Annotated in this window: 12 protein-coding genes; 5 read left to right on the top strand and 7 right to left on the bottom strand. The window is 58.2% G+C overall.

From position 1 onward, the window contains the following. The first annotated feature begins 1 nt into the window (after position 1). Complete coding sequence (yaaA, locus tag ACTF58_RS04215; protein ID WP_438990753.1) at positions 2-757, top strand: peroxide stress protein YaaA; 756 nt, start codon at positions 2-4, stop codon at positions 755-757. Here the strand turns inward: yaaA and ACTF58_RS04210 are convergent. The 3 genes from ACTF58_RS04210 to ACTF58_RS04200 all read right to left on the bottom strand — a co-directional run bounded on the left by ACTF58_RS04210 (position 754) and on the right by ACTF58_RS04200 (position 5,142). Continuing rightward, positions 754-2,928, bottom strand: a complete 2,175-nt coding sequence (locus ACTF58_RS04210) for a response regulator (RefSeq protein WP_438990712.1) — start codon at positions 2,926-2,928, stop codon at positions 754-756. The two genes, yaaA and ACTF58_RS04210, sit on opposite strands and share 4 nt — an antisense overlap. Before the next feature lie 142 nt (positions 2,929-3,070). Next, positions 3,071-4,246, bottom strand: coding sequence for an acetyl-CoA C-acyltransferase family protein (locus ACTF58_RS04205; protein ID WP_438990711.1), 1,176 nt, complete (start codon positions 4,244-4,246; stop codon positions 3,071-3,073). Positions 4,247-4,413: 167 nt separating this feature from the next. After that, positions 4,414-5,142, bottom strand: coding sequence for a metallophosphoesterase (locus ACTF58_RS04200; protein ID WP_438990710.1), 729 nt, complete (start codon positions 5,140-5,142; stop codon positions 4,414-4,416). Positions 5,143-5,246: 104 nt separating this feature from the next. Here ACTF58_RS04200 and ACTF58_RS04195 point away from each other — a divergent pair, with 104 nt between their 5' ends. Continuing rightward, positions 5,247-6,968 carry a SulP family inorganic anion transporter gene (locus ACTF58_RS04195; RefSeq protein WP_438990709.1) on the top strand — a complete coding sequence of 574 codons (1,722 nt, stop codon included), beginning with the start codon at positions 5,247-5,249 and terminating at the stop codon, positions 6,966-6,968. 153 nt (positions 6,969-7,121) lie between these two features. Here ACTF58_RS04195 and serA read toward each other — a convergent pair whose 3' ends face one another. Together serA and ACTF58_RS04185 are read right to left on the bottom strand one after the other, a co-directional pair. Continuing rightward, a complete protein-coding gene (gene serA / locus ACTF58_RS04190; RefSeq protein WP_438990708.1) occupies positions 7,122-8,717 on the bottom strand; it encodes a phosphoglycerate dehydrogenase in 1,596 nt (531 codons plus the stop codon). 63 nt (positions 8,718-8,780) lie between these two features. After that, positions 8,781-9,920 carry a phosphoserine transaminase gene (locus ACTF58_RS04185; RefSeq protein ID WP_438990752.1) on the bottom strand — a complete coding sequence of 380 codons (1,140 nt, stop codon included), beginning with the start codon at positions 9,918-9,920 and terminating at the stop codon, positions 8,781-8,783. 156 nt (positions 9,921-10,076) lie between these two features. Here ACTF58_RS04185 and serB point away from each other — a divergent pair, with 156 nt between their 5' ends. Further along, positions 10,077-10,955, top strand: a complete 879-nt coding sequence (gene serB, locus ACTF58_RS04180) for a phosphoserine phosphatase SerB (RefSeq protein WP_438990707.1) — start codon at positions 10,077-10,079, stop codon at positions 10,953-10,955. Between the two features lie 221 nt (positions 10,956-11,176). Here serB and ACTF58_RS04175 read toward each other — a convergent pair whose 3' ends face one another. Then, positions 11,177-12,838 (bottom strand): ABC transporter substrate-binding protein, encoded by a 1,662-nt coding sequence (locus ACTF58_RS04175; RefSeq protein WP_438990706.1) that lies wholly within the window; start codon positions 12,836-12,838, stop codon positions 11,177-11,179. 313 nt (positions 12,839-13,151) lie between these two features. Here ACTF58_RS04175 and ACTF58_RS04170 point away from each other — a divergent pair, with 313 nt between their 5' ends. Then, entirely contained in the window at positions 13,152-13,724 is a 573-nt protein-coding gene (locus ACTF58_RS04170) for a nitroreductase family protein (protein WP_438990705.1), read from the top strand. Then, positions 13,715-14,455 carry an EI24 domain-containing protein gene (locus ACTF58_RS04165; RefSeq protein ID WP_438990704.1) on the top strand — a complete coding sequence of 247 codons (741 nt, stop codon included), beginning with the start codon at positions 13,715-13,717 and terminating at the stop codon, positions 14,453-14,455. The genes ACTF58_RS04170 and ACTF58_RS04165 overlap by 10 nt, the downstream gene beginning before the upstream one ends. Here ACTF58_RS04165 and ACTF58_RS04160 read toward each other — a convergent pair. Further along, positions 14,382-14,681: a DUF1467 family protein gene (locus tag ACTF58_RS04160; protein WP_438990703.1), complete on the bottom strand. Its 300-nt coding sequence runs from the start codon at positions 14,679-14,681 to the stop codon at positions 14,382-14,384. The genes ACTF58_RS04165 and ACTF58_RS04160 overlap by 74 nt on opposite strands. Positions 14,682-14,718: the final 37 nt, after the last annotated feature.

The following is a 14,718-nucleotide window of genomic DNA, read 5'->3' as shown; positions in this document are numbered from 1 at the left end:
TATGCTTGTTGTGATTTCGCCAGCGAAAAAACTAAACGAAACCGCTGAAACCACTCTGCCCATAACAGAACCAACATTTGCGCCCCGCGCCGAAGCCCTCGCGGCAGAGGCCGCCAAGCTCACCGCCGCAGATCTCGCCAAGCTCATGCACCTGAGCGACAGTCTGGCCAAGCTCAATTATGACCGTTTCCAGAATTGGGAGGCCTTGCCCGCCGCGCCTGCCGCGCTCATGTTCAACGGCGACACCTATTCAGGCCTTGAAGCCGCAAGCCTTGAAGAAGACGCAATGCAATGGGCGGGCGGACATCTGCGCATTCTTTCGGGGCTCTATGGTCTCTTGCGGCCGCTGGACGCCATCAAGCCCTATCGCCTTGAAATGGGCACGCGCTTTAAGACGCCACAGGGCAAAAATCTCTATGAATATTGGGGCAGCGCCATTGCGGAGCAGCTCAACACAGAAGCAGAGGCCGCAGGCGCGGAGTGTCTGGTCAACTGCGCCAGTCAGGAATACTTCGGCGCGGTCGATCTGACGGCCCTCAAGCCGCGCGTCATCACCCCTGTGTTTTATGAGGACAAGCCCCAAGGCCCCAAAATCGTGAGTTTCTACGCCAAGAAGGCGCGTGGCGCTATGGCGCGTTTTATTGTCGAAAACCGCCTCAAAGACGCCGACGCGCTGACTGCGTTTGACACGGGCGGCTACGCCTATGCGCCCGAGCTGTCTGCGCCCGACAAGCCCGCCTTTTTGCGCGCAGGCTAAGCCGCCGCCTCATCTGAGAGAACAGGTAACGCATCCTTTGGCTGATAGCCGCCAATGGCCGAGAATATTTCGGCCTTGCGCAGAGGTTTGGTCAAAAACTGGTCCATCCCCGCCGCCATAATCTCCTCCTTATCCCCGCCCATCGCATGGGCCGTCAGCGCAAGGATGGGCGTATGACAACCCGAGACAGCCTCAAGCGCCCTGATCGCGCGGGTCGCGTCTTTGCCGTCCATTTCAGGCATGGAAATATCCATAAAGATCACGTCAGGCTCAAAAGATTGGTAAAGCTCAACAGCCTCACGACCGTTGTTCGCAAACATCAGATCGATATCAAGCGCTTTGACCATTTTGCGAAACACGAGTTGGTTGGTTTTGTTGTCTTCCGCCGCAAGCACACGCATCTTGCGTTTGGTTCCGTCGGCTTCGATCACATCAGCAGCAACACTGGCCGTCTCATCCGACCGTGAAGGGGCCAAAGCCATCTTCTCGACAAGCGCGCGCGCCAGAAGAGGCTTTTGCAGCTCATGAACATCAAGCCTGCAATCGCCCTGCTTTTGATAGGCTCCAAGCTTTGCACTCAGAAAGATTACCCGGCCCGCATAGCCCGAAGCCTCAAGCGCGGGCAACAAATCATACCCGACCATCTCGCTATCGGCCAATACGACAGAAACATCCGCTCCAAGCGCTTCAAGCGCGTCTGGAACCGCCGCGCAGCACTGAACAGACAAGCCCAAACGCGCCAACTGTTGCTCCGCCAAATCCGCGATCGCAGCGACAGGCTCAAGCAAGAGCGCACGGCCCTCCATGGCCTTCCAGGTGCTTGTGTCCGCTTGCGCTTGTGTCGCCAGCTCTACTTTGAACCCGAAGTTAGAGCCGATACCCTCTTCGGATTCGACCCAGATTTCGCCGCCCATCATCCCAATCAGCTTTTGGCTGATGGCCAGCCCAAGCCCCGTTCCTTCATAGGCACGGTTGCGCGCATCATCGACTTGATTGAACTCACCAAACACATGAGACAGCTTGTCCGCCGCGATCCCGATGCCCGTGTCCTGAACGCTGATATGCAAGCGCGTGGTGCTCAAAACTTGGTCAAACACCCCGACAACGCGCACCAGAACATAGCCTTTGTTGGTAAACTTGACTGCATTGCCAATCAGGTTGGTCAACACCTGCCGCAAGCGCCCGACATCTCCGGTGAACAGGGTCGGCAAAAAGAAGTCATAATCGATAATGATCTGCACATCCTTGCCCTGCAACGCAGGCTGGAGCAGCATCACAACCTCATTGAGCGCGGCTTCAAAATCAAACGGCTCGTGCTGAAGCACCATTTTTTCCGCATCCAGCTTGGAGAAGTCGAGCACATCATTGATGATCACCAAGAGCGATTCACCCGAGTTTTTAATCGTCTTTGCAAAAAGCTCCTGCTCTTCATCAAGCTCGGTTTCCATCAACAGCTCCGCCATCCCGACGACTCCATTCATCGGCGTTCGAATTTCATGGCTCATATTGGCAAGAAACGCCGACTTGGCGCGCGCAGCCGTTTCGGCGCTGTCACGTGCGGCCTTCAGCTCGCGCTGGTAGCGCACTGTTTCGGTAATATTCAGCGCAAGGCTCACAACGTCACCGCCATGGCCCCGCTGATCGATGAGTTTAACATACTCCCCGTTCCAAAGCCGAATGGTAACCGCTTCGGGGGCAGGGCTTTGCCAACGGGCCAGCATATCGGCCCTCCATGCGGCTGGGGCCTGCCCGCCAAGATCAACAATCCCCTCGTCCGTCAACAGCTGCAAAAGCGTTACATAGCTGACCCCGGGCACAACGTCTTCAATCCCGTCAAAAGCCCAAAGATAAGCCTTATTGGCAATGATCATCTGGCTGTCCGCGTTGAAAAAGGCAAAGCCGTCATTGATCGATTCTATCGAAAGCCAGAGCCTGCGCTCGGCAATTTCTATTTTCTTATGGGCAATCGACAAATCACTTTTGACGCGCAGGTTCTCGTCTCGCACAGTCTGGACTTCGGCACGGGTTTCGACAATTTCGGCTGACAGTTTTTTGGCGTAAGCCCCGAGCTTTTGGTTGGCAGCAAAAAGCTCGGCCTGCTTTTGCTCAAGCAGCCGTTCTGCCGCAAGGCGCGCGCGCCTCTCTTGCGTGAGCTTGCCAACCAGGCTCATTGATCCTCCACCATGCCAATTCAGGTCAGGGCAGACGCTCGCACAAACAGGGTGAATATAGGTTTAAGATCAAAGATAAATTAGCACAAACCGCCCCAAGCCAAAGGCTCGAGGCGGTGCGCAGAACAGGTTTCGGTCCAAATCAGATCGCTTCAATCGCAAGGGCAATGCCCTGCCCGCCGCCGATACACATAGTGACAAGCGCGCGCTTGCCGCCCGTGCGCTCTAGCTCATAGAGCGCCTTCAGGGTGATGATGGCCCCCGTTGCGCCAACAGGGTGACCAAGCGCAATCGCGCCACCGTTCGGGTTCACTTTGGCTGCGTCAAGACCAAGCTCTTTGTTGACTGCAAGCGCCTGTGCCGCAAAGGCCTCGTTGCTTTCGATCACGTCAAAATCCGCAAGGCTCAGACCTGTGCACGCAAGCAAGTTCTGCACCGCAGGGACAGGGCCAATCCCCATGACCTCAGGGCGCACCCCCGCATGGGCATACCCCAGCACCCGCGCACGCGGCTTCAGGCCCGCCTTTTCCGCCGCATCTGCGCGCGCCAGCACAAGCGCCGCCGCACCATCGTTGATCCCAGAGGCATTGCCCGCTGTCACTGTGCCGTCTTTCTGAAAGACCGTGCGCAAGCCCGATAGCGCCTCAAGAGATGTGGCTTTAGGGTGTTCATCCACCTCAAAGGCCACCATGTCGCGCTTCACGCGGACCTCGACGGGCACAATCTGGCTGGCGAAATATCCAGCCTCAATCGCCTTGGCGGCGCGCGTCTGGCTTTCCAGCGCAAAGGCGTCCTGTGCCGCGCGGCTGATGTCGTGCTCGGCGGCGACATTCTCGGCTGTGACGCCCATATGCCCTGTTCCAAAGGGGCAGTTCAACGCCCCGAGCATCATATCCAAAGTCTTGATATCGCCCATTTTCTGGCCCCAACGCTGGGCAGGCACAATATAGGGCGAGCGGCTCATGCACTCCACGCCGCCCGCGACGGCAAAGGCCGCATCCTCAAGCATAAGCGACTGCACCGCCGAGACGATCGCCTGCGCGCCAGAGCCGCAAAGACGGTTCACATTCATCGCGGGTGTGCTGTCAGGAATGCCCGCATCCATCGCCGCAATGCGGCTGACATACATATCGCGCGGCTCCGTGTTGATGACGTGGCCGTAAACCGCATGGCCGATCTGCCCGCCCTCCACGCCCGAGCGCTCAAGCGCGGCGCGGGTGACGGTTGCGCCAAGTTCGGCTGGGGTGACGCCTGCGAGCGCCCCGCCAAATGTGCCAATCGCCGTGCGTGCGCCGTCTAAAATTACGATATCCGTCATGAGACCTCCGCTATATATCTTGCCTAAACTTAGCCAAACCATAGGCCGCAATCCGCGAGAATGAAAAGTCGAACGGAGCGTCAAACCCCTCATTTTCGGCTGTGTGGCACAGTATAGGGCAACCTATAGGGCAGTCTGTATGGACAGACCGAAGGCATAGCTTGCGCTCAGGCCACAGGCAAAAGTGGCGTGCGCCCGTCTTCTTCGAGCACAAACACATCCGCCCCCTCAATCGCAACAACGGTCAGCGCCCGCCCAAAGCCGGCACCACTGTCAATATTGACGCGGTTGCCCCTGTGCTCTGGGGCCGCAACGGCAGTATGGCCATGCACAACAAGCCGCTCAAACGGGTCTTCATGTGTCAGAAAGGCATCGCGTATCCAGATCAGATCATCCTCGGTTTGCCACGCCATTGGCAAACGCGGCTGAAGACCCGCATGGACAAAGAGGCACTCACCCGCCTCCAGATAGAGCGGCAGCCCCGCCAGAAAAGCGCGGTGCGCCTCCGGAACAGCCTCAAGCGCCGCCGCACGCAGCGCCGCCTCAGGCAGCCCGCAATCAACACCATAAGAGGCCAGCGTATCGCGCCCGCCAAGCTCGGGGCTGAGCCAGGTGTAGCTTGAGCGCATCTTTGGATGGGTCGTCACGCCCGTGCGCAAAAACTGCTCAAAGAGGCGGTCATGATTGCCCATCAGAACTGTCCAGTTGCGGCCCTCTGCGACCCCACTCATCAGCGTTTCGATCACAGCGCGGCTGTCTGGGCCACGGTCCACGAGATCACCCAAAGAAATAACCCGCGCATCCTGTCCACCGTCCAGCTCGATCAGCGTGAGAGCATCCAGTAAAAGCTCGTGCTGGCCGTGAATATCACCAATGGCATAAATCGTGTCACTCATATGCTTTAGCTAAGCCTGCGTCTCTTCAATGGCAATGATCTTTCACAAAATCACCTTTACATATTCCGTCAACGGAATGTATTAGACGCATAAAAGGACGCGCCATGACCAAATTTCCGAAAGCGCTTCAGCGCTACCTGCCCATTCTGACATGGTCACGAGAGTATAACCGTGACACATTTCTAAGCGACGCGGTTGCGGCGGTGATTGTCACGATCATGCTCATCCCGCAGTCTCTGGCCTATGCGCTGCTCGCGGGCCTGCCCGCCGAAATGGGGCTTTATGCCTCCATCTTACCGCTGGTGGCCTATGCCATCTTCGGGACAAGCCGCGCACTGGCAGTCGGGCCTGTCGCTGTGGTGTCACTGATGACAGCCGCCGCAATCGGCAACCTTGGCCTGACAGACGCGGCCTCCGTGGCCCTCGCGGCGGGAACGCTGGCCTTCATGTCTGGCGCTTTGCTGACGCTCATGGGGGTGATGCGACTCGGGTTTCTTGCAAATTTTCTAAGCCACCCCGTGATTGCAGGGTTTATCACAGCCTCGGGGCTGTTGATTGCCACAAGCCAGCTCAAACACATCTTTGGCATTGAAGCCCATGGCCATACGCTGCCGCAAATCCTTGGCGCGCTGAGCGCGCATCTGGGAGAAATCAACCTTGTCACGCTGGTGATTGGGGTCAGTGCAACTGCATTTCTGTTCTGGGTCCGCAAAGGCCTTAAACCCCTGTTGCTCCGCCTCGGGCTGCGACCACGGCTGGCTGACATCGGCGCAAAGGCAGGGCCTGTTGCGGCTGTGGCCGTGACAACTCTCGCGGTTTGGGGCTTCGGACTTCAGGACATGGGCGTCAAAATTGTCGGTGATGTCCCGCAAGGCCTGCCGCCCTTAACGATACCGTCTTTCAGCCCGTCGCTCTGGAGTGACTTATTTGTGTCGGCGGTTTTGATTTCGGTGATCGGCTTCGTCGAATCTGTCTCGGTGGCGCAGACCCTGGCGGCCAAGAAGCGCCAACGCATCGAACCCGACCAAGAGCTGATCGGCCTCGGAACGTCCAACATCGCCGCCGCGATTTCAGGCGGATACCCTGTCACTGGCGGCTTTGCACGCTCGGTTGTGAACTTTGATGCAGGATCGGAAACACCCGCCGCAGGGGCTTTCACAGCGATCGGGATCCTGCTTGCGGCGCTTTTTCTCACGCCGCTGTTGCACTTCCTACCCAAAGCCACGCTCGCCGCCACGATCATTGTTGCGGTGCTGAGCCTTGTTGATTTCAGTGTCCTAAAACGGGCCTGGGGATATTCCAAAGTCGATTTCGCCGCTGTTGCGGCGACCATTTTGCTGACCCTCGGATTTGGCGTTGAAATCGGGGTCTCCGCAGGTGTCCTGATTGCCATCGGGCTGCACCTTTATGCCACCTCGCGCCCCCATGTGGCCGAAGTCGGCCTTGTGCCTGGCACCCAGCATTTTCGCAACATACACCGCCATGCTGTCCAAACCCTGCCCCATCTGGTGAGCCTGCGGGTGGATGAGAGCCTCTATTTTGCCAATGCGCGTTTTTTAGAAGATTATGTCAGCGCGCGGGTGGTCTGTGATGCGCCTTTGAGCGATGTGGTCCTGATGTTTTCGGCGGTGAACGAAGTCGATCTTTCGGCGCTGGAAAGTCTTGAGGCGCTGAACCTCAAACTGAAAGATATGGGCATCAAACTGCATCTGAGCGAGGTGAAAGGCCCTGTCATGGACCGTCTGAAACGGAGCCATTTTCTGGCCGACCTGACGGGGGATATTTATCTGTCACAATATGACGCTTGGGTGGCGCTGAAAGGCTGAGCGGGCTTCGCATTTTCGCTGCGCGAAAATCCGACCCGCCGGGGGGCCAGCCCCCCGGCCCCCCGAGATATTTTTAGAAAGAAAAAGACAGGCGAGAGAGCATAAAAAAGGCCCGCGCAGATGGCGGGCCTTTGATCACTGTGTTGCGCAGGCTTAGGCCACGTCAAATTCGAGGGGTTTGACCTGTTGGAACATCCCTGTCGCTTTGAGCTTCTGGAGCACGGCCTCTTCGGGCTGTGCATCAAGATAGAGCAGTGCAATCGCCTCACCGCCCGCCGCCGAGCGGCCGAGTGTAAAGTTGGCGATATTGACGCCACTCTCGCCCATGGTCTGGCCCAATGTGCCAATGATGCCAGGGATATCGTCATTGGTTGTGTAGAGCATATGGCGGCCCACTTCGGCGTCGATGTTGATCCCTTTGATCTGGATAAAGCGCGGCTTGCCGTCAGAGAAGACTGTGCCGCCAATGGAGCGCTCGCGCTTGTCTGTGACCACGGTCACTTTGACATAGCCGTCAAACACGCCTGACTTGTCCTGACTTGTCGTCGAGATTTTGACGCCGCGCTCTTTGGCGATCACCGGTGCGGAGACCATGTTCACATCGGGCGTCACGGTTTTCATGATCCCTGCCACGACGGCACAGTTGAGCGCTTCGAGGTTCATTTCGGAGGCGGCGCCGTCATAGAGGATATTGATCGCTTTGATCGGCTCGTCTGTGAGCTGGCCGATGAAGTTTCCGAGATGACCCGAGAGGGAAATCCACGGCCCCATGACCTTGGCTTCTTCGGCTGTCACGCTGGGCATATTGAGCGCGTTTTCGACAGCCCCTGTGAGCAGGTAGTTTGACATCTGCTCGGCCACTTGCAGCGCCACGTTCTCTTGGGCTTCGGTTGTGGCTGCGCCCAAGTGGGGCGTGCAAACCACATTGGGCAGGCCAAAGAGCGGGTTTTCTGTGGCGGGTTCCTGAGAGAAGACATCAAAGGCGGCGCCCGCAACATGGCCCGATTTGAGCGCATCGGCGAGGGCCTCTTCGTCCACAAGGCCGCCGCGCGCGCAGTTGACGATCCGCACGCCTTTCTTGGTTTTGGCAAGGTTTTCGCGGCTCAGGATGTTCTTGGTCTGCTCGGTAAAGGGCACATGAAGCGTGATGAAATCCGCCCGCGCCAGAAGCTCGTCGAGCTCGACTTTTTCGACCTGCATCTTCTCGGCTTTTTCCACAGAGAGGAACGGATCATAGGCCACAACCTTCATTTTGAGGCCGCGGGCACGGTCGCAGACGATCCCGCCGATGTTGCCTGCGCCGATGACGCCAAGGGTTTTGTTTGTCAGCTCAACGCCCATGAACTTGGACTTCTCCCATTTGCCCGCATGGGTCGAGGCGCTGGCCTCAGGGATCTGGCGCGCAACGGCGAACATCATGGCGATCGCGTGCTCTGCTGTTGTGATCATATTGCCGAAGGGTGTATTCATGACGATCACACCCTTCTTGGAGGCGGCGTCTTTGTCGATATTGTCGGTGCCGATGCCTGCGCGGGCGATCACCTTGAGCTTGTTGGCAGCAGCCAGGATCGTCGGTGTGACCTTGGTCGCCGAGCGGATCGCAAGGCCGTCATAATCACCAATCGCGGCGGCGAGCGCCTCTTTGTCTTTGCCAAGCTCGGGGCGGAAATCCACCTCGATGCCACGGTCGCGGAAAATCTGAACAGCGGTTTCGCTGAGTTTGTCGGAGACGAGAACTTTGGGAGCCATGGTGAGCATCCTTTATTTGAATATCAGGGAAAGGAGGCGCGCAGCTTCTGCGCACCTCGGGAATTATGCGTTGATTTCGGCTTCAAAGGCCCAAGCCAGCCACGGCAGAAGCGCTTTGATATCTGCCGTCTCGACCGTGCCGCCACACCAGATGCGCAGGCCTGCGGGCGCGTCGCGATAAGCACCAATGTCATAAGCGACATTCTCGGCCTCAAGGCGCTTGGCCACGGCTTTGGCAAAGGCAGCGCCATCGGTGATCCGCGCGTCTGTGAACTTGAGACAGACCGATGTGTTGGAGCGCGTGGCAGGATCCACCGCGAGGTTTTCGATCCAGTCGTTGGCGGCACAGAAGTCAAACACCGCCTGCGCATTGGCATCGGCCCGCGCGATCAGGCCCTTCAGCCCGCCGACAGAGCGCGCCCAGTCAAGCGCATAGAGATAGTCTTCAACCGCCAACATCGAGGGCGTATTAATCGTCTCGCCGCGGAAAATACCATCAATCAGCTTGCCGCCTTTGGTGAGGCGGAAAATCTTTGGCATCGGCCAAGGCGGCGTATAGGTTTCGAGCCGCTCCACAGCGCGGGGGCTGAGAATCAGAATGCCGTGGGCCGCTTCGCCGCCGAGCACTTTCTGCCAGCTGAAGGTGGTGACATCGAGCTTGTCCCAAGGCAGGTCTTGCGCGAAGGCGGCTGAAGTTGCGTCACAAATCGTCAGGCCCGCGCGGCGCGCAGGGATAGCCTCGCCCGAAGGCATCCGCACACCCGCCGTGGTGCCGTTCCAGGTGAAGACAACGTCAGTGTCATAATCCAGCGCCGCCATATCGACGATCTCGCCGTAATCAGCTGTCTTGACGGTCGCGTCGAGCTTGAGCTGCTTCACAACATCCGTGACCCAGCCTGCGCCGAAGCTTTCCCATGCGACCATGGTCACAGGGCGTGCGCCCAAGAGGCTCCACATCGCCATTTCCACAGCGCCCGTATCGGAGGCGGGGACAATCCCGATGTGATACTCGGCAGGAACGCCGAGCAGCTCGCGTGTTTCTTCAATCGCGGCTTTGAGCTTGTCTTTGCCCACAGCGGCACGATGCGAGCGGCCCAAAGGCGCGCTGTCTAGCTGTTGCAAATTGAATGAGGGGTATTTGGCGCATGGGCCAGAAGAGAAACGCGGGTTCGTCGGCCGCGCGGCCGGTTTTGAAATATCAATCATGATACCCTTCCAGATATAAGCCCCTCGTTAGGGAGGGGTGTCCTGCCATCCGAGCTAAAGCGCGCAGCCCCCTTTCGCAAGCGCAGAAATGACGCTATCACGCCGCTTGAAGCCCAAAATGCGACATGAACGACTACGATCGGAAACTTAGCCATGTATACCGTTACCCTTCTCAGCTCTCCCAAGGTGCCCTGCCTTGAGGCCTCTCTCCTTGGCGCTCTTCAGACGGCCTGGGGCGGCGGCGATGCGCGCTGGCTGGCGCAGGGCGAGGCGGCAGAGTTTGAGATCGGCCAAATGCCCGCAAACCAATGGGCTGTCTGGGCTGATGTTCAGGCTCTGGGTGTCGATTTGATCGTGCAGCCGACAAAAGGCCGCCAAAAGAAGATGCTGCTCGCGGATATGGACAGCACTATGATCAACGAAGAGTGCATCGACGAGCTGGCCGAAGTGGCGGGCGTTGGCGCTTATGTCAAAGAGATTACAGCCAAGGCTATGAACGGCGAGCTTGATTTTGAAGGCGCGCTCACCGAGCGGGTGGCGCTGCTTGCCGGGCTGGACGAGGCGATCATCGCCAAGGTCTTGGCCGAGCGGATCAGCCTGATGGCGGGCGGCCCTCAGCTGCTTGCCACCATGAAGGCAAACGGCGCTTATGCCGCGCTCGTCTCGGGCGGGTTTACGGCCTTCACAAGCGCGATAGCCGCCAAGCTCGGCTTTGACGAAAACCGCGCCAACACATTGCTGACCGAGGGCGGCAAGCTCACAGGCAAGGTTGGGCTGCCTATTCTGGGCCGCGAGGCCAAAGTGCAGGCGCTGGAAGAGATCACCGCGCGCCTCGGGCTAACAGAGCAAGATGTGCTCGCCGTGGGCGACGGGGCCAATGACCTTGGAATGCTGACCCGCGCAGGCAGCGGCGTGGCGCTCCACGCCAAGCCGAGCGTCGCTGCCGAATGCGACATCAGGATCAACCACGGGGACCTGACCGCGCTGCTCTATGTGCAGGGCTATGCGCGGGAGGCCTTTGCGCAGGTCTGAGGGCTTGCAGAGAGATCGGATTTTTCCTTCGGAAAAAATCCGACCCGTGGGGGAGCTTTGCTCCCCCGATTCATAAGCCTTGGGGCTTATGAATCCCCCCCTCAGGATATTTTGAGAAAGAAAAAGGCCAAGCGGGTTGCGCAGGCAAACGGCTTGGATCGCACCATAAAAAAACGGGGCAGCGCCATGCTGCCCCGTCTCGTTTCATGTCCCTTTTGGGCTTAGGCTTTCCAGCCAACCGCCGCAGGGTCGATCTCAAAACCGATGTGGTGCTCACCACCGCCAAGACCATCCTTGGTGTGGTTGTAAAGCGAGCGCCAATACGGCTGGATCGTCACAGCGTCGCCCTGCAACATCTTCTCGCCTTTTTCCATCAGGCCTTTACGCTTTTCAACATCAGGTGTCGCCAGCGCTTCGGTCAGAAGCGCGTCAAACTCTGGGTTGGCATAGCCGAACTCGTTCCAGGCTTCGCCCGAACGGTAGGCAAGCGCCCAGATTTGCACGCCAAGCGGGCGCGCGTTCCAGTTTGTCGAGCTGAACGGATATTTGACCCAGTCGTTCCAGAACGTCGAACCAGGCAGAACCGTGCGCTTCACGTTAAAGCCCGCATCGCGCAGCTGGGCGGCTACAGCGTCGGTTGTGTTTTTGCGCCAAGCATCGTCAATCGAGAGAATTTCCATCTCGAAATCACCCATACCTGCTTCGTCCAGAAGCGCTTTTGCGCCCGCTGGATCATGCTTTGGCATACCGATGTCGACATACTCAGGGTGCGCAGGGGCAACATGGTGGTTTGCCGCAACAGCGCCACGGCCTTCATATCCCAGCTCAAGCAGCACGTTATTGTCCACAGCCATCGCAATCGCCTGACGGACGCGCTTGTCCGCGTAGGGCTTCTTGCCATCGATTTCAGCAAGCTGGTTGGGGCGGATAACGATTGTCGCCGAGGTCACAACTTCGTGCTGGTTCCAGCCGTCCATGCTGCCCAGAATGTCGATAAAATCGCCATCTACAGAATACAGCATATCGATTTCGTCGGCTTCTGCCGCCGCAACCCAAGCTGAAGGGTCAACGCCATAGTCGATATACTCAACCCGCTCAGCCCATGCGCCGTTGCCTTTGTTCCACCAGTGGTCATCATTGCGCACAAGAACGCCCTTCACACCGACTTCAAGGCTTTCGGGCAGGTATGGCCCTGTGCCGACCGCGTTTGTGGTCATATCGTCGAAATTGATGTCCTTGTGGTAGACTGCGGCAGGGTAGTCGGCCATGCCAGCAATAATCGAGATGTCAGGCGCAGGCAGGTTCAGCTTCACAGTGTGGCTGTCAACAACTTCAATCGCGCCGTCAAGCGCCTTGCCAGTGTCGGCATCAATCAGCGTTGCCATACGGCCCGCCATCGAGTTGCCTTCCACGGCTTTGTCACACCAGTCGGCGATCACACGAGCCACATCTGCGGATGTGAAGTCTTCGCCGTTGTTCCACTTAACGCCTTTGCGCACGTTCAGCGTATAGGTTGTCGCGTCGTCGCTGACATCCCAGCTTTCCAGAAGGTAAGGTGAGAACGAGCCGTCGTTGTTCCATTTGACAAGATATTCGAGCCAGCCGCGCGAGAAGTTCGCGATTTGTGACCAGTCATAAGAGCGCGGGTCTTTGAGCGCGCGGACTTCTTGCTGGATGCGAACTGTGCCGCCTTCTTTCATTGCACCTGCCGCGCTAGCGGGAGCGGCCATGCCGAGCATCCCGTAGGCTGTTGCCGCTGTGGCACCAAAGGTGCTGGCCATAGCGAGAAACTCGCGGCGGCTGACGTCATCTGTTCCAACTTTAGCAGCCTGGTCCGTGATCGTTTTGGACATCGGCTTGCCGGTGCGTGTGAAAAATTCCATATTTTTCCTCCCTGAGAGAGCGTTATCGCTCTTCATTTCATTTTGCTGTTTGCGCAGCAGTCTTGATTGCCCGAAGGCACCGTAGGGGAGCCTAGCAGGGAATCCCCATTGGGCAACCCTTTCCTTTTCACAATTTCACGCGCAATTTTTATAACATCGCGTCTCACTCTGGCGCACTCTGGCGCAGAGGCTAGGCGTCAGACCGCTCCCCAGTCGGGTGCGATACGCCGCCCGCTCCGCTGGAATTCCCCTCAAAGCCTTGACCTTTTCGCCCCCAGACATGACATCAAACGCAACAACAAAAGGAAAGCCCATGCCAGAAGCCAACACCACAGCGCTCGACTTTCTCAAGACACGCCGCTCGCGCCCCGCCAAGACACTTGTCGCCCCTGGCCCCTCCAGAACAGAGCTGGAGGCACTCCTGACGCTCGCAGCGCGCACCCCTGATCACGGCAAACTTGAGCCATGGCGCTTTGTGGTGATTGAAGGCGAGGCCATGGCGGCCCTCTCCGGCGCGGCGGGCCAAATCGCAGAGCAGCTTGGCTATGACGCCGAAAAAACGGCAAAAGCACGCAGCCAGTTTGATCAGGGCATTTGCGCCGTCGCGGTGATTGAAAGCCCCGTTCTGTCGGAAAAAATACCTGCCATTGAGCAAACATATTCGGCGGGTGCTGTCTGTCTTGCCCTGCTCAATGCCGCGCTTGCCTCGGGCTGGGGGGCCAACTGGCTTTCAGGCGCGATCAGCCATGAGCGGCTGTTTGCCGAGAGCGCTATGGGCCTTACCCCGCATGAGCGCATCGCAGGCTTTATTCATATCGCAACAGAAACACACACACCGCCCGACCGCCCCCGCCCCGACATCAAGGCCAAGACAACATGGCTCTAGGCGTCATTCTCCGCGCCTTTGCGCTGGCCCTCGGGCAGATGACAGACAGGCGCTTTTTGCGGGTGCTGCTGCTCGGCGTCGGGCTGACACTGGCGCTGCTGGTGGCGGCTTACGCGGGCTGGCTCTGGCTTGTGCAGGCGCTTGTCGGCCCCGAAGTTTACCTGCCCTTTCTGGGCAAGGTGAGCTGGCTCGCCGATCTTGTGTCTGGCGCGTCGCTGCTGTTGATGCTGATCTTGTCCACATTTCTCATGGTGCCTGTCGCCTCGGCGATCACCTCTTTGTTTTTGGAGGACGTGGCACAGGCCGTCGAAGCGCGGCATTACCCCCAGCGCGCGGCCGCCCAACCCCTCGGCTTTCTGGACAGCTTGCGCGACACCCTCGGCTTTCTCGGTGTGCTGATTGCGGCAAACCTCTTGGCTGTCCTGCTCTATCTGGTCTTCATGCCATTTGCCCTGTTGATTTTCTGGGGCCTCAACGGGTTTTTGCTCGGGCGGGAATATTTCACCCTTGCCGCAGCGCGCCATGTCGGGCGACCCGAAGCCAAAAGGCTGCGCCGCAAACACTTTTTCACCATATGGCTTGCCGGAATTCTGATGGCGGCCCCCCTCAGCATTCCACTGGTGAACCTGTTTATCCCGATCTTAGGCGCGGCGACATTTACCCATCTGTTTCACTCGCTTCCGACTCCAAGGGCGCCATACGCTGATACATATCAAGATCGCGCACTGTGATCGTGCCAGAGACAACGATATAAAAGATCACAGCCCAAAGCGCGGCTGCAATCGCTGTGGTGATCCAGGCTTTTTTCTTTAGGCCATGCTCATGGGGCGCGCCGGCTTGGGTTCCATAGACAATTTCGCCCACGTCGCCCTGCGTTTTGAGGCGAAAGGGAATGACTGTGAGAAACGTCACAAACCACAAAACAGCATAAAGCACGATGGCCGAAGTAATACCCATGAGAGGCTATCCTTATGAAAAAAGCATTCTTTGCGCA

The sequence above is a fragment of the Lentibacter sp. genome, assembly GCF_965657785.1.
Lineage (GTDB): Bacteria > Pseudomonadota > Alphaproteobacteria > Rhodobacterales > Rhodobacteraceae > Lentibacter.
The sequence above is the reverse complement of the archived record's forward strand: the minus strand, read 5'-3'. Positions and strand labels throughout refer to the sequence as shown.